The 14,502-nt window shown below is 73.0% G+C and carries 14 protein-coding genes; 2 read left to right on the plus strand and 12 right to left on the minus strand.

Going from position 1 to position 14,502, the window contains the following annotated elements; translation table 11 throughout:
• Positions 1-799: carbohydrate porin (locus NJ376_RS08025; RefSeq protein WP_252952720.1), on the plus strand; the 799-nt coding region annotated here is incomplete at its 5' end.
• 859 nt (positions 800-1,658) lie between these two features.
• Here the strand turns inward: NJ376_RS08025 and NJ376_RS08030 are convergent.
• The 12 genes from NJ376_RS08030 to NJ376_RS08085 all read right to left on the minus strand — a co-directional run bounded on the left by NJ376_RS08030 (position 1,659) and on the right by NJ376_RS08085 (position 14,103).
• On the minus strand, positions 1,659-2,036 hold the full coding sequence (locus NJ376_RS08030; RefSeq protein WP_252952721.1) for a hypothetical protein: 378 nt from the start codon (positions 2,034-2,036) through the stop codon (positions 1,659-1,661).
• Positions 2,037-2,551: 515 nt separating this feature from the next.
• Positions 2,552-3,139, minus strand: a complete 588-nt coding sequence (locus NJ376_RS08035) for a hypothetical protein (RefSeq protein ID WP_252952722.1) — start codon at positions 3,137-3,139, stop codon at positions 2,552-2,554.
• Between the two features lie 452 nt (positions 3,140-3,591).
• Complete coding sequence (locus NJ376_RS08040) at positions 3,592-4,941, minus strand: sensor histidine kinase (protein WP_252952723.1); 1,350 nt, start codon at positions 4,939-4,941, stop codon at positions 3,592-3,594.
• Complete coding sequence (locus NJ376_RS08045; RefSeq protein WP_370288085.1) at positions 4,938-5,696, minus strand: response regulator transcription factor; 759 nt, start codon at positions 5,694-5,696, stop codon at positions 4,938-4,940. Before NJ376_RS08045 ends, NJ376_RS08040 begins: the two co-directional genes overlap by 4 nt.
• A gap of 10 nt (positions 5,697-5,706) precedes the next feature.
• Positions 5,707-5,991: a TFIIB-type zinc ribbon-containing protein gene (locus NJ376_RS08050; protein WP_252952725.1), complete on the minus strand. Its 285-nt coding sequence runs from the start codon at positions 5,989-5,991 to the stop codon at positions 5,707-5,709.
• Positions 5,992-6,131: 140 nt separating this feature from the next.
• Positions 6,132-6,569, minus strand: coding sequence for a hypothetical protein (locus NJ376_RS08055; RefSeq protein WP_252952726.1), 438 nt, complete (start codon positions 6,567-6,569; stop codon positions 6,132-6,134).
• 115 nt (positions 6,570-6,684) lie between these two features.
• Positions 6,685-9,960: an efflux RND transporter permease subunit gene (locus NJ376_RS08060; RefSeq protein WP_252952727.1), complete on the minus strand. Its 3,276-nt coding sequence runs from the start codon at positions 9,958-9,960 to the stop codon at positions 6,685-6,687.
• A gap of 12 nt (positions 9,961-9,972) precedes the next feature.
• Positions 9,973-11,241, minus strand: coding sequence for an efflux RND transporter periplasmic adaptor subunit (locus NJ376_RS08065; protein ID WP_252952728.1), 1,269 nt, complete (start codon positions 11,239-11,241; stop codon positions 9,973-9,975).
• Positions 11,242-11,243: 2 nt separating this feature from the next.
• Positions 11,244-12,428, minus strand: a complete 1,185-nt coding sequence (locus NJ376_RS08070) for a TolC family protein (RefSeq protein WP_252952729.1) — start codon at positions 12,426-12,428, stop codon at positions 11,244-11,246.
• Between the two features lie 276 nt (positions 12,429-12,704).
• Positions 12,705-13,031, minus strand: a complete 327-nt coding sequence (locus tag NJ376_RS08075) for a hypothetical protein (RefSeq protein ID WP_252952730.1) — start codon at positions 13,029-13,031, stop codon at positions 12,705-12,707.
• A 57-nt stretch (positions 13,032-13,088) separates the two neighbouring features.
• Positions 13,089-13,484 (minus strand): hypothetical protein, encoded by a 396-nt coding sequence (locus NJ376_RS08080; protein ID WP_252952731.1) that lies wholly within the window; start codon positions 13,482-13,484, stop codon positions 13,089-13,091.
• 124 nt (positions 13,485-13,608) lie between these two features.
• Positions 13,609-14,103: a MerR family transcriptional regulator gene (locus NJ376_RS08085; protein ID WP_252952732.1), complete on the minus strand. Its 495-nt coding sequence runs from the start codon at positions 14,101-14,103 to the stop codon at positions 13,609-13,611.
• A 171-nt stretch (positions 14,104-14,274) separates the two neighbouring features.
• On the opposite strand from NJ376_RS08085, the gene NJ376_RS08090 reads away from it, so the two are divergent.
• The gene (locus NJ376_RS08090) at positions 14,275-14,496 is read left to right on the plus strand and encodes a hypothetical protein (RefSeq protein ID WP_252952733.1); all 222 of its coding nucleotides are present in this window, start codon (positions 14,275-14,277) and stop codon (positions 14,494-14,496) included.
• Positions 14,497-14,502: the final 6 nt, after the last annotated feature.

The following is a 14,502-nucleotide window of genomic DNA, read 5'->3' on the forward strand; positions in this document are numbered from 1 at the left end:
GAACCGCTACTCCCACGACGCGCGCACCCAATTCCTCAACTGGGCTCTCGTCGCCGCCGGTGCCTTCGACTTCGCCGCCGACGCGCGCGGCTGGACCAACGGCGTGGCCCTCGAGTGGGAGAACGGCACCTGGGGTCTGCGGGCTGGAGCCTTTCAGGTGTCGCGGCGGGCGAACGGCCTGTTCATGGACCCCGCGGTGACCCGGGCCTGGCAGGTCATCGGCCAGGCGGACCGCTTCTTCCAGCTCGGCGGCCGACCGGGCGCGCTGCGCGTCCTGTACGGCGCCTCGCGTGCCCGCCAGTCCACCTGGGGCGAAATCTTCGCCAACGGCTTCGACACCTTCGAGCAGAACCCGGGGGGCTATCGCCTGAAGCACATGGCGGCCCTGAACCTCGAGCAGGAGCTCGCCGACGGCCTCGGCGCCTTCGCCCGGCTGTCCTGGAACGACGGGCGCGTCCAGCCCTTCGAGTTCACGCAGATGGATCGCGCCGTCTCGGCGGGCCTCGCGCTGCGCGGGCTGCGCTGGGGGCGACCGGCAGACACCGCGGGGCTCGCTGCCAACGTCGGCTGGATCTCGCGCGGGCAGCAGCGATACCTGGGATCGGGCGGCATCGGCTTCATCGTCGGCGACGGGCGACTGAACTACGCGCCCGAGTGGGTGACCGAGGTGTACTACGACGCCCGGATCGCACCCGGCATCAACCTCGGACTCGACTACCAGCTGGCGGTGAATCCCGGCTACAACGCCGACCGAGGGCCCGTGCACCTCTTCGCGGTCCGGCTCCGGACGGCGTTCTGAGCATGGGGCCCGCCGCGCCCGCCACTCCGCCGACGCGCCGACCCGAAACTCCGGCGCTTGCTTCGGCGGGTCGAGCGGCCGCTCAGCGGAACGAGGCCCCTCGGACCTACAATCCTTGATGGGGCCGGACAAAGGTGCAGGTCCAGGGTGTCCGGTAGCGGCAATAGCGCACACCGTGGGGCGTGGCACCGCAGTAGCAGGCGGCGCTGTCCCAAGGCGCTTGCGGCCGCTCTCCGGCGGCGCACCCCGCCAGCGCGCAGCAAGCGCAAAGCAGGATCCCGAAGCCCTTGGTGAAGGCGTGTCCGCGAAGCATGGCGCCTTCCACCCGGGCCGACGGTCTTCCGCCCCGGCGGAGCCACTCGGCCCGGCGAGCCGCCCGGACAGCGCCGCCCAGGCCCGCTCTCCCATTGCCGCCACGCACCCACACACCTCCGGCCCATATCCTCCGACCCATATGGAGTGTGCCAGGATGGGAGAAAGGCGTCATGCGCTGGGTCGCCGTCGCCATCGCGCTGGGTCTGCTGGCCGGGGTCCCGGCCTGCGTCCAGCCGTCCCACCACGGGCTGGCACCCGCCTATTCGGCCCATGGCCTGGCGCCGCACCCGGTTGCTCCGCAGTGCCCGGGCGGGCAGCACCACCACGGTGCGGCACCGCCCCGTCACCACGAAAGGCCGTCGCTCCACGACCGCCATTATGGCAGCCGTGGCAACGACGGTTGTCATCACGCCCCCTGAGCGCGTGATCCTCGAGGATGGTCCACGTGCCGGGGCGCGCCCCGGGCGGGCGGGCACGTCGGTTTCCTTGCGGCCGGGCAGCCCTTGGGAGGCCCGGCCGGTGGTCCGCGATCCCGGCTTCCATATCAGTGGCCGGGCGGGGGGGCGCCGCGACCACGGGCGTGAGGTTGCAGACCGTCGCCGCTGGGGGGATCGAAATGCGCGGGCGCACTGTCACCCACTTGGCCGGACACCGCGCCCGGACGGTGCGGCTGAGGGCCGTCGCCGCGCGGCGGGTCGAAGTGCGCCGGGGCACCGCCTGCCTGGGTCCGGGCGGCGTTCGGGTTGTGCGGCTGCGGGCCATCGCCGTGCGTCGGGTCGAAGTGCGGACCCTGGCCGCGCTGTCCGGCGGCCTGGGCAAGCACCGGGCCTCGCTCGACCACGTCGTCCGCGGTCGCCCGGGGGGCCAGGATGGCCGCTCCCGCCAGGGCAGCGACGGCCACCAGGGCATTGCGAAGAACCATGTGCGCTCTCTCCTACACTGGCTGCCCGGAAGGTGGCAGCCGCGACGGACGTTGATTTCGGCCGGGAATGTCACAGGCAGCGTGCGGCGGCGCATCGTTTTGTTGCGGGACGCCTGTCCCCAGTGCGACGGCCGCTTCGCCACTGCGATGGGCGTGCGACACCGGCCGAGGGGCCAAGGTCGCGTCCTCGAAGCCTCGGGCGAAGGGGTGGGGGTGCTCTGGGCCGGGACGAGCCTGCGCAACACGCACGCACTCGCCGGTCGGGCGGAGCACCGCCGCTACCGCTTTCCTGAGGCGAGTTCGACGGTCCGAGCGGCGCGCGGGCTGGGCGGCGCCCCAGGTCGCCAAGGATTCGCGCCTAAGGAAGGCGGCGCCCAAGATACTTCGTTGCGAGCCGTCGCGCGCCGCGACGCCCGGTTTGCAGGTGGGAAGCCGGATGTCGCGGGCGTCGGCCAGCCTGCAGGGCCGCCGGGTCACCCAGCGGTCCCCACCGACGGATGGCCGGAGGCGGCGGCTCAGCTTCCGGGAGGACGCGGGGAGGGCTGCCGCAGCTCCGTGGCGGACCAGTTGATCAGGGTCGGCGCCATCACCGCGTTCAGATGGTCGACCGAGACCTTCACCGGCGCGTTGGTCGCGCGGTCGAGCCACACCGTCTGCAGGTAGGTGTAAGTCGACCCGGCGATGTCGAAGCGGCGCTCAAGCTTCACCGCGTTGAAGGTTCCGGCGGGCACACGGATCGGTTCGAAGCTGGCAAGGCGCCACGTCTCAAAGACGTGGGTGCTGTTACTGTCGCGGCCCACGCTGAAGTAGTCGAACCGTCGCTCGCCGCCGACTGGACCAGAGAGGAGCGAAGTGAGGTGCGCCCGGCCGTTCACGTACTGCCGTTCGCTGGGCGCCCAGATGCCGAGCACCAGCCGCTGGCCGCCGCCGACCAGACAGACAAGCGGATCGTTCGCGTCAGCGCCACGGAAGGTGATGGTGTCACCGGTCGAGCGCTCCACGGCAGTTCCCGGCTCCGGACAGCTGAAGCGCCAAACCGGCGCCTGTGCGCTCGCCACCCCGCTCGCCAGCATGACGGCGGCGAAAGTCATCGCGCGGATCATCCAAACCTCCCTGATGCCGCAGCGCATGGTGCGGCTGCGGTCGTTGCGCCACTCGGACTGCGTTGCTCGCAGCACGGAGGGTATGGCGGCCTTATCGTGCGGCTTGGTGACCATTCGGCATCTTTTTGTTGCTGCAGCCGTCACCCGGGCACCGCCAACTTGGCGGGGACTTGGCGGGCTGGCCTCGGCCAGGAAGGCAGCCGTAATGAGCTCGCCAGCCGCCAAGTAGGCGCAGCGCTTCCTCTCCGTCCACGCCCAGATCAGCAACCTCTTCCATCACCGCCGCGACCACGTCTCCGCCAGCGAGTATCGAGCAGCGACGGCCCGTGCGTTCGAGGTGTGGGCCGACATCAGCGGTGGTGCTGTCGCGGCTTGAACCATAAGGAATCACTGGCCTCTGTCTGCCACCGCGGTTGTCTCAGGGCCAACAAGTTGACGGTGCCGTCGCGGCGTCAGCCAGGCCTGCCGTTGCCCGGAGTGACGCGCGGCAGCCGCAACGCCGCCACGGTCCCCTGCCCCGGCACGCAGGCGAGGTCGAGCGTCCCGCCATGCGCCTCGGCGATGGCGCGCGCGGTGGACAGGCCCAGGCCGCTGCCGCCCCCCGCCGCGCGGGCCCGGTCCCCGCGGAAGAAGGGCTCGAAGGCGCGGGCGAGATCCCCGGGCGGCAGGCCGGGCCCCCGGTCGCCGACCCGGATCTCCACGTCCGTCCCGGTCGCCAGCACCTCGACCCAGGGATCGCTCCCGTGTTTCACCGCGTTCTCGATCAGGTTGCGGACCGCCCGCTTCAGCGCCACCGGCCGTGCCGGGGCCATGCCGTCGTCCAGCCTGCGCTCCTCGACCGCCGCGCCGGACTCGGCGAACTCGTCCACCACCACCTGCACCAGCGCCGCAACCGAGACTGGGACCACCGGCTCCCCACCGCCATCGCCGCCGCGCAGGTAGGCGAGCACGTCGCCCACCATCCCTTCCATCTCCGCGAGGTCGCGCAGCAGCCTTCGGCGCAGCGCCGCGTCCGGCAGCTCGTCGGCACGCAGCTTCAGCCGGGCAAGCGGCGACATCAGATCGTGCGAGAGCGCTCCGAGCGCCAGTGAGCGCTGGCGCAGCAGGTCGCGCACCCGCCGCATGGCCCCGTCGAGCGCCTCCGCGACCTCGCGCACCTCTCGCGGGCCGCCGACCGGCGGCAGCGGCGCGTCGCTGTCGGGCGGCAGGCCGCGCACCGCCCGCGCGAGCCGGGACAGCGGTGCCGCGGCCACGCGCGAGGCGAAGGCGATGCAGAGCAGCAGCGCGAAGGCGATCGCGCCGACGGCGACCCGGAAGGCGACGTCGTCGGCCGCGATCAGCGACACGGCCAGCACCCGGGCGTTCACCCAGCTGCCGTCGGCGAGCCGAACGCTGACGATCGCCTCCCGCATCGCACCGTGGGCGGCGTCCGGGACGCCCGGGGCGGCGCGGAGCTCGCGCGCCACCTCGGCCAGGCGCCCGACATGGGCGAGGTCCGGCGCCGCCCTGGCCCGCTCCCGCGGCAGTTCCGGACTGTCGCCCCACGCCACCTCGACGTCGGGACCGGACAGGGCACGCGCGAGGGACGGGCGGTCGGACGGCGCGGCGCCTGCGATCGCCTCCACCGCCCCGGCGATCCGGTGCGCCGCGACCTCGGCCGCGCCGTGCTCGGCGGCCCGACGCAGCAGCGCGGCGTGCACGACGAGGCTCGCCACCAGGAGGAGGACCAGCGCGGCGGCACCGGGGGCGAGGATGCGCGCCGCGAGGGTGTCGGGCAGCCAGCGGCTCGGCCCGACGGTCACGACCACTCCACGTCGCAGGCGAGCATGTACCCGGCGCCGCGCAGGGTCTTGATCACCCCGACGGCTTCGTCGTGGCGGCCGCCAAGCTTGCCGCGCAGGCGGCTGACCTGGGCGTCCACCGAGCGCCCCAGGCCGCCGAAGGCGCGGCCGCGGGCGAGGTCGAGCAGCTGGTCGCGCGAGAGGACCCGCTGCGGCCGCTCCACGAAGGCGAGCAGCAGGTCGTACTCGCCGCTGGTCAGCTCGACGCGCCCGCCGCCGGGGGCCGTGAGCTCGCGCCGCCGCGTGTCGAGCGTCCAGCCGCCGAACACGGCGCGGTCCCGGGCGCCGCCCGTGCCCACCGCCCCGCCGCCATCCCGGCGGCGCAGCACGGCGCGGATGCGCGCCACCAGCTCGCGCGGGTCGGGCGGCTTGACCATGTAGTCGTCGGCCCCAAGCTCCAGGCCAACGACGCGGTCGGACGCCTCGCCGAGTGCCGTCAGCAGGATGACCGGCAGGTCGCCCTGGGCGCGGATGTCGCGGCACAGCTCGAAGCCGGAGCGGCCGGGAAGCATGACGTCGAGCAGCACGAGGTCCACCCTGGCGGCCCCGGCCAGCACTTCGCGCATCTCGACACCGTTGCGTGCGCCGCTCGCGCGGAACCCGCTCCGGCGCAGCAAGGCAAGCAGCAATGGCCGCAGTTCGCCATCGTCCTCGACAACCAGGACGTGCCGCCCCTCGCCCGACAGGACCGGCGGCGGATCATCTTCGTTCAACACGCTACCCACCTCACTCGAACAGGTTCCGCAGCCAGGATTGCAGCTGATGGCCGAGGCCCCCCTCGCGGTGCCCGCGGGGCAGCGGCGGCGGGGACGGCTGGGTCCAGCCACCGGCTGGCTGGCCGGGGGCAGGCAACGCGGACGGGGAAGGCGCGTCGCACGCCGCGCCGTGGTCGATGAGCTTGTCGAACTCGCAGCAACCGAGCCAGACGCCGCGGCACTCCGGGCAGCGGTCGATCCTGATGCCCTCGCGGCCGCCCGCCACCAGGTCCACCCGGCGCCCCGGGCAGTGCATCCCGGCGCGGCTCCTGGCCTGCTGGACCTCGCCCACGCCTCACGGTGCTTGCCTTTGCTTGACGGGAACCGGCGGCACCGGCCGCGCGGCTCTCCGATGACCACGGTGGCGATCGGAACCGGCAAGCCGATGCCCGCGACTCACAGGGGCGAGCACCGCCCGATGGTGATGGACGGCGAGTCCGTGTCGGGCTCGTCGCCCGTGCGGCCCGACAGCCAGCCGCCTTCGTAGTAGGACTGGTAGCGCAATGTGTCGCGGTTGATGGTGAAGTCGATCGAGCCGAAGATCCGGCATCTGAGCAAGCCGTGCCGGAAGTCGCGCTCACAGGGATACCTCGCCCGCTTGCCCTCCTCGCCCACGACCCAGAGGAATTCGACGGCAGGGTGCTGCAGCAGCTCGCGCCACAGGGCGACGTCGTCGTCATCGGCCCGCCGCACGACGTAGTGCTTGCCAGTCGCCCTGAATGGGGTGGCAACCCATTCCTGGGCCGTGCGGTCGTAGCGCATCCCGGCCGCCTGCTCGGCCACGCACAGCCATCCCTCCTGCGCCAGCGCGCGGTCGGCAACCACCATCGCCATCGCGCACAGGAGGCATCGCCAACTCACTGGCCTCCCCCGCCCGGTGGGCGGCCGCTCTCGGTCCGGCACGCAGGATTGGGGAACGGGAGAGGCGCTCCACATCATGCCTTCCCTCCTACTTGGCCGGGGTCCGGCGGCTCACCCGCAGGGCGACCTCGGGTTCCGGCACGGGCCGCAGCCCCGCATCCTCGGGCGGCGCCGCGTCGGCGCTGCCGAACCTCGAATACAGCGCGGGCAGCACCATCAGGGTCAGTAGGGTCGCGGTGATCAGGCCGCCGATGACCACGGTGGCGATCGGCTTCTGCACCTCGGCGCCCGCCCCGGTGGCGATCGCCATCGGCACGAAGCCGAGCGAGGCGACGAGGGCGGTCATGGCGACCGGCCGCAGCCGGTCCATCGCGCCCTGCCGGATGGCCTCGTCCCGGCCCAGGCCCTCGCCACGCAGCTGCTTGATGTGGTTCAGCATGACGAGGCCGTTCAGCACCGCGACACCCGAGAGGGCGATGAAGCCGACCGCCGCCGAGACCGAGAGCGGCATGTCCCGGAGCCAGAGCGTGGCGATGCCGCCGGTCAGCGCCAGGGGCACGGCGCTGAACACCAGCAGGGCATCGCGCGGCGAGCCGAGGGCGGTGTAGAGCAGCAGGAAGATCAGGAAGAACACCGCGGGCACGACCACCATCAGCCGCTGGCGCGCCGCCTCGAGGTTCTCGAACTGCCCGCCCCAGGTGATGAAGTAGCCAGTCGGCAGGCGCACCTCGGCCTCCACCCGCGCCTGCGCCTCCGCGACCACCGAGGCGATGTCGCGGCCCCGGACGTTGGCGGTGACCACGACGCGGCGCCTGCCGTTCTCCCGACTGACCTGGTTCGGTCCCTCGGTCAGGCGGAAAGAGGCGAGGCTGCGGAGCGGCACGGTGGCGGCACCACCCGCGCGTCTCTCCCCGGGCAGGGCCACGGGCAGGTTGCGCAGCGCGTCAAAGTCGGCGCGCACCTCCTCCGGCACCCGGACGACGATGGCGAAGCGGCGGTCGCCCTCGAAGACCCAACCGGCCTCGCGCCCGCCGATGGCGGTGCCAATCACCTCCTGCACCGCGCTCAGGCTGAGCCCACGCCGGGCGATCTCCCCCTTGTCCACGGTGATCTCGAGGAAGGGCAGCCCGGTCGCCTGCTCCACCCTGACGTCCGCGGCGCCCGCGACGCTGCGCAGGATGCCCGCGACCTGGTTGGCGGCCGCGAGCATGGGCTCGAACTCCTCACCGAAGACCTTCACTGCGAGGTCGCCGCGGGTGCCCGCCAGAAGCTCGTTGAAGCGCATCTGGATGGGCTGGGTGAACTCGTAGTTGTTGCCTGGCAGGCGCTCCACGGCCTGCTGGATACGCCGAACCAACTCCTCCTTGGGCAGCGCCGGGTCGGGCCACTGCTCACGCGGCTTCAGGATGATGAAGGCGTCGGAGACGTTCACCGGCATCGGGTCGGCGGCGACCTCGGCGGTGCCGGTCTTGGAGAAGACCACTGCGACTTCGGGGAAGCGCGAGACCGTCGCCTCGACCTGGAGCTGCATCGCCTGCGACTGCGTCAGGGAGGTCGAGGGGATGCGGATGGCGTGCATGGCGATGTTGCCCTCGTCGAGCTGCGGGATGAACTCCGAGCCGAGTCGCGCACTAAGGACAAGCGATCCAAGGAAAAGCAGGGCGGCGGCGCCGATGACCGGCACCGGCCGCCGCAGGGCCACGGCCAGCGCCGGGGCATAGACGCGCTTGAGGACGCGGACGAGCCAGTTGTCCTTCTCCTGGACCTTGCCGGTCACGACCAGCGCCACCATCGCGGGCACGAAGGTCAGCGAGAGGACGAAGGCCACCGCCAGGGCGATGATGACCGTCAGCGCCATGGGCGCGAACATCTTGCCCTCGACGCCCTGGAAGGTGAGCAGCGGCACGTAGACCAAGATGATGATCGCCTGCCCGAACACCGAGGGCCGGATCATCTCACGGGCCGAGGCGGCCACCGTCTCCAGCCGCTCGCGCAGGTTCAGCGTCCGCCCGAGCGCGTGCTGCCGCTCCGCCAGGTGGCGCAGGCTGTTCTCGGCAATGATCACCGCGCCGTCCACGATGAGGCCGAAGTCGAGCGCGCCGAGGCTCATCAGGTTGGCGCTGATGCCACCCTCCAGCATCCCGGTCGCGGTCAGCAGCATGGTGACCGGGATGACCAGCGCGGTGACCACCGCGGCGCGCAGGTTGCCGAGCAGCAGGAACAGCACCACGACGACCAGCAGGGCGCCCTCGGCGAGGTTCTTGGCGACCGTGTGGATCGTCGCGTCCACCAGCTCGGTCCGGTTCAGCACGGTGCGGAGCTGGATGCCGGGCGGCAAGGAGCGGGCGATCTCGCGGACCTTGGCGTCCACCGCCGCGGCGACCGTGCGGCTGTTCTCGCCGATCAGCATCAGCGCGGTGCCGACCACCGCTTCCGCCCCGTCGGCGCTGGCGCTGCCGGTGCGCAGTTCTTTGCCGACCTCGACCTGGGCGATGTCGCGCACCCGCACCGGGACGCCCTCGCGGGTCGTCACCACGACGTTGCGAATGTCGTCCAGGGTCTCCAGCCGCCCGCCGGAGCGGACCACGTAGCCCTCGCCGCCACGCTCAAGGTAGCCCGCGCCGCGACTGGCGTTGTTGCGCTCGAGCGCCTCCGCCACGTCGGCGAAGGACAGGCCGAGGCCGATCAGCCGCGCCGGGTCGGGCTGGACGTGGTACTGCTTCACATAGCCGCCGATGGCGTCCACGCCCGCGACGCCCGGCACGGTGCGAAGCTGCGGCCGGATGACCCAGTCCTGGAGGGTCCGGAGGTAGGCCGTCCGCTCCAGATCCGTCGTGAGACGCTGGCCCTCTGGGGTGAGATAGCTCCCGTCGGCCTGCCACCCCGGACGGCCATCACGGACCGTGTCGCCCTCGCGGCGCGGCGCCCAGTCGACGGTCCACATGTAGACCTCGCCGAGGCCGGTCGAGATCGGCCCCATGCGCGGCTCAGCCCCCTCGGGCAACAGCTCGCGGGCTTCGGTCAGGCGCTCCAGCACCTGCTGGCGGGCGTAGTAGATGTCGACGTCGTCGCGGAAGATGGCGACGACCTGGCTGAAGCCGTTGCGCGACAGCGAGCGGGTGGATTGCAGGCCGCGGATCCCGGCCAGCGCCGTCTCGACCGGGAAGGTGACCTGCTTCTCGACCTCATAGGGCGAGAGCGCGGGCGCCAGGGTGTTGATCTGCACCTGGTTGTTGGTGATGTCGGGCACCGCGTCGATGGGCAGGGACTCCAGGGAGCGCAGGCCGAACCCGGCGGCGACGGCGACCAGCAGCACCACCAGCCAGCGCTGGCGGACCGAGAAGTCGAGGATGCGTGCGATCATGGTCCGGCGGCCCTAGTGCGAGTGCTCGGCTTCGGATTTCCCGAGCTCGGCCTTGAGGACGAAGGTGTTGGCGGCGGCGTAGCGCTCGCCCGGTTCGAGGCCGAAGACCACCTCGACTGCCTCCCGGTCGCCGCGGCCGAGCACCACCTCGCGCTTCTCGAAGCCCTCCGGCGTGCGCACGAAGACCACGCTTTCGCCGCCGATCTCCTGGACTGCCGCGCGGGGCACGAGCACGTCGGCGCGCTGCTCCTCGGTGGCGACCTCCGCCGTGACGAAGCCGCCCGGCCGCAGGGCGCCCTCCGGGTTCGGCGCCTCGACCACGGCGCGGGCCGAGCGCGTCTCCGGGTCGAGCACCGGGGCGAGGAAGACGATGCGGCCCGCCCCGCGCACCTCGCCCTCATCGCGGATCCGCACCGCCATGCCCTCCTTCACGAAGGCCAGGTCGGCGGTGGGCACGGCCATCTCCACCCAGACGGTGGACAGGTCGGCCAGGGTGTAGAGCTCCGCCTCGGCCGACACCGCCTCGCCGAGCATCTTGGGGCGGGCGGTGATCCGCCCGGCGATCGGCGCCCGCACCTCCTGGCGGCGCAGCGCCTCGATGGGCTGGCGCGGCAACGCCTCGATCTCCGCCTGGCTCAGGCCGATGGCGGCCAGCTTCTGACGGGTGAGGTCGAGGCGGATCTGCGCCTCCTGCCAGTCGGTCCGCGCCTTCAGGAAGTCCTGCTCGGCGGAGACCTTGCGCTGCCACAGCCGCTGCTCGCGCTCGAAGGTGACGCGGGCGAGTTCGGTGGTGCGCAGCGCGGCGAGGTACTCGCCCTTCGCGGTGGCGATCTCCGCGCTCTCGACCACCGCCAGCACCTCACCGGCCGCGACGGTGTCGCCGAGGCGCCTGTTCAGGGCCGTGACGATGCCCGCCACCCGGGCCGGGACATGGGCCAGCCGGTCGGCGTTCGCGGCCACGGTCCCGGGCAGGGAGATGCGACGCGCCACGGTGCCGGGCCCCGCCTCCGCCACCTCGATCCGGGCGGCGGCGACCTGCTCCTCCGTCATGCGGACGGTGCCCTCGGGGGCCTCCTCGCCATGGTCACCGCCCGCTCCATGGGCGTGGCCACCGCCACGGCCCTTGCCGCCCGCGGGGTCCGCCGCCCCGGCCGGAGTGACGACCTGGACCGGCGGCGCGAGGCCGAGACTGGACCGCAGCGTGGCGGGCAGGCCGGGCGCCACCACCGTGACGCCGAGGGCGACCACGCCACCCGCAAGGAAGGCGAGAACGGATTTCATGGTCACTGCCTCCCCAAGGGGGTGACGGTCGGGACGGGGGTGGCGGCGCGGCCACGCAGCCGGGCGATGTCGGCGCGCACTTGTTGCACCTCGAGCAGGGCGGCGTTGATCTGCTCGCGGGTGTCGGACAGCGTGCGCTGGGCATCGAGCACCTCGAGCAGCGAGAACCTGCCCGCGGCGTAGCCCTCCCGCGCCGCGGCGGCGGCCTCCCCGGCTGCGGGCAGGACGACGCGACGGAGCGAGTCCGCGGCGCGCCAGGCCTGGTCCAGGCGCCGCTCGGCGTCGGCCAGGGCGGCATTCAGGTAGAGCCGCCCGCGCTCCGCCTCGGCCTCGGCCCGGCTGAGCTCGGCTCCGGCCCGCAAGATGTTGCCCTGGTTCCGGTCGAAGATCGGCAGTGGCACGCTGAGGCCGAGCACGAAGGCGGTGTCGCCGCCCGCCTCGCGGAACCGCCGGACCCCGGCACCGACCGCGACGTCCGGGATGGCGTTGCGTCGTTGCAGGTCTAGCTCGGCGCGGCGCTGGTCGATTAGCGCGTCCAGCCGGGAGCGGTCGAGCTGCCCTGGCGGCAGGGCCGCCGCCCGGGCGGGGTCGGGGCGCGGGCCGAGGTCGTCAAACCAGGCTGCCCGGGTGGGCATGACCTCCACCCCGGGGGTGGCCAGCAGCACCGAGAGGGCCCGCAGCGCCACCGCCGCTTCCCGCTGGGCGCGCTCGGCAAAGACCGCGGCGGTCTCGCGCGCCACCTCGGCGCGGCGCTGCTGCGGGAAGGCCTCGCGCCCGGCCTCGACCCGGGCGCGGGTGGCGCGCAGCACCTCGTCGGCCAGCCGCACCCGCTCGCGGGCGATCTCCACCGCCCGCCCGGTCGCCACCGCCTCCGCCAGGGCCCGGACCACCTCGCGCACCAGGTCGAGGCGGACCGCCTCGACATCGAGCCCGGTCAGCGCCACGGCGCGGCTCGCGGCCGCGATGCGGGCCTGCCGCTTGCCGCCGGTCTCGATGCGCTGCGACAGGCTGTAGGTCGTCTCGAGGGAACGGATGCCCCCGTAGGATCCGCTGCCGCCGATGTTCTCGGCGTCGAAGGCGAACTCCGGGTTCGGGCGCAGCCCGGCGGTGACGCGATCACCCTGCGCCGCCCGGCGGCCCGCCTCGGCGCTGCGCAGGATGGGCGCCCGCGCGAGGGCAAGCTCCACGGCCTGTTCGGGAGAGGCAATGACAAGGGCAGAGCCCGCGTTCGACCGGGGTGACGTCACCGGGGCGGGAGCCGCCTGCGCCACGCGGCGGCGCGCCGGAGGGTCGGCCGCGTCGGACGGGGTGGTGGTCGTGACGAGGACGGCCGCGCCCAGCACGGCGAGCGGGAGACTGGAACGGATTCGGATTGGCATGGGCACCCGGGACTGACGGAACGCGAGGCGGGCCGCCGTCACCGGCGTGTCCGGGGCGCGGCGGCTAGGACGGCTCTGGTTCGGTCAGGCCTGTGGTGGCCGTGCGGGTGGCTCAGCCTCGAGCGAGGCGTGGGCATGCTCAGCAAAGGCCGGGTGGACCACCATGCTGAAGGCGGGGGGTCCGACGGGTGGTGGCGGCGTCAGGCGGTCCGCCAGCTGGCAGGCGCAGTGGGAGCCCGCGTGGACAAGGCCGTGCGGGCGCGACGGCGTGCCCGGACCGCCGTCCTGGTCCAGGGCGGCCGACATGGTCACGGCAGGGCCGGATGGCGCACCGGAGGGGGCGGCCTCGGCAAAGGGCGGCACCAGCAGGGACGCGAGCAGGAAGGCGATGGCGAGCAAGCGGGCGATCATCGCCCACCCCCTCGTCAGTCGCCTCCTGTTCGTGCCCCGGTTCATGATCGGTCGACCTCAGCGCACCGCGTCGACGTTGAAACGGCCGGTCCCGAGCTCGCCACCGGGGCCGCGCAGGGCCACCGTCGCCCGGAACTTGCCGTCCACCTGGAAATCGACCGGCGCCACCAGGCGGTTCCCACCCGCGGGCCGGAATTCCAGGGTGCGGCGCTCGTTGCCGCGGGCCAGGACGACGGCGGTCGCGCCGAAGGCGGCCGCGTCCACCGGCTGCTCCTTGTCGTCGACGATGGACAGGGTCGCCTGGCCGCCGCGGACCACCAGCTCGACCTCGTGGCGGCCGATCTTCACCTCGTTCCCGCTGTGGGCGTGCCCATGGCCCGCGCCCTGCGCCCAGGCCAGGGCAGGCGCCAGGGCGGCGGCGGCCGCCGCGCCCATCATCATCCTACGTCGCACGGAATCCCTCCTCGATCACTGATCTGGGCACCCCCCAAGGCCGCCACAAGCGCGCGTGCCCAGGCCAGCAGGTGTAGAACCTACAACCACTGGAGATACAAGGACGCGCTCGCCGCCGAATGCATCATTTTGTGACGGCTCCTTCGGCCGCCGCCTGGGCTGCCGACAGGCAGTGCCCATGGTCGTGGTCGGCGAGCGTCTCCAGGACGCGGCACTCGGAGGAGGCACCGTCACATCCGGCGTCGACCAGGCGCGCCAGCTCGTCCCGCAGGATCGCGAGCCGCCGGAGCTTCGCCTCGACCTCGGCGAGATGCGAGACGGCCAGGGCGTGCGCGTCCCCGTGGGGGCACTTGGGATGGGTGGCCAGGTCCAGCAGCCTCCGGATCGCCTCGAGACCGAAGCCGAACTCCCGCGCCTGCCGGATGAAGGCCAGCCGCTCCCGGTGCGGGCGGCCGTAGAGGCGGTGCCCGCCCTCGGTCCGCGCGGCTGGCGGCAGCAGGCCGACCTCCTCGTACCAGCGCACGGTTTGCACCTTGCAGCCCGCCTCGCGGGCGAGCTGGCCGATGGGGATCAGGGCTCCCTGCAGGATGGCGGCCCGGCGGGTGGCTGGCGTGTCCATGCAACTGATGATGGGACCCGCCCGGCCCCGACGCAAACCGGACCCGGTGCCCGGGCGGCCAAGGCGCAGGCAAGGAGGTGTGGAGCCAAATGCCATCGGTGACGTTTGTGACCCGTGTCGGTGTCCATCGCGGCCGCCCATCGCGGCGGTTGCCCAGAAGGGTGAACGCATATGAGCATTCGCACGACCCTGGCTGGCGTGGCGGTCCTGGCGGGGATGGCCACGGCGGCCGCTCCGGCGACCGCGGCCGACGCCGCCGACCGCGGCACGGTGCTGGCGCAGGCCGCCGGGCAACGCGAGGGGCAACCGCGAGGCCCGCACTTCGATCCAACCCAGGGCGGCGGCCAGCAGCCGCACACCCCCGGTCGCGGCGCGCCCACGCCTTCACGCTAACCCGGG

It is taken from the genome of Siccirubricoccus soli, assembly GCF_024178315.1.
Lineage (GTDB): Bacteria > Pseudomonadota > Alphaproteobacteria > Acetobacterales > Acetobacteraceae > Siccirubricoccus > Siccirubricoccus soli.

Bases quoted from the DNA above. Each gene is read 5' to 3' on its own strand.
- NJ376_RS08030 (WP_252952721.1), bottom strand. From the start codon at position 2,036: ATGGTTCTTCGCAATGCCCTGGTGGCCGTCGCTGCCCTGGCGGGAGCG.
- NJ376_RS08035 (WP_252952722.1), bottom strand. From the start codon at position 3,139: ATGATCCGCGCGATGACTTTCGCCGCCGTCATGCTGGCGAGCGGGGTG.
- NJ376_RS08050 (WP_252952725.1), bottom strand. From the start codon at position 5,991: ATGCACTGCCCGGGGCGCCGGGTGGACCTGGTGGCGGGCGGCCGCGAG.
- NJ376_RS08055 (WP_252952726.1), bottom strand. From the start codon at position 6,569: ATGGCGATGGTGGTTGCCGACCGCGCGCTGGCGCAGGAGGGATGGCTG.
- NJ376_RS08060 (WP_252952727.1), bottom strand. From the start codon at position 9,960: ATGATCGCACGCATCCTCGACTTCTCGGTCCGCCAGCGCTGGCTGGTG.
- NJ376_RS08065 (WP_252952728.1), bottom strand. From the start codon at position 11,241: ATGAAATCCGTTCTCGCCTTCCTTGCGGGTGGCGTGGTCGCCCTCGGC.
- NJ376_RS08075 (WP_252952730.1), bottom strand. From the start codon at position 13,031: ATGATCGCCCGCTTGCTCGCCATCGCCTTCCTGCTCGCGTCCCTGCTG.
- NJ376_RS08085 (WP_252952732.1), bottom strand. From the start codon at position 14,103: ATGGACACGCCAGCCACCCGCCGGGCCGCCATCCTGCAGGGAGCCCTG.
- NJ376_RS08090 (WP_252952733.1), top strand. From the start codon at position 14,275: ATGAGCATTCGCACGACCCTGGCTGGCGTGGCGGTCCTGGCGGGGATG.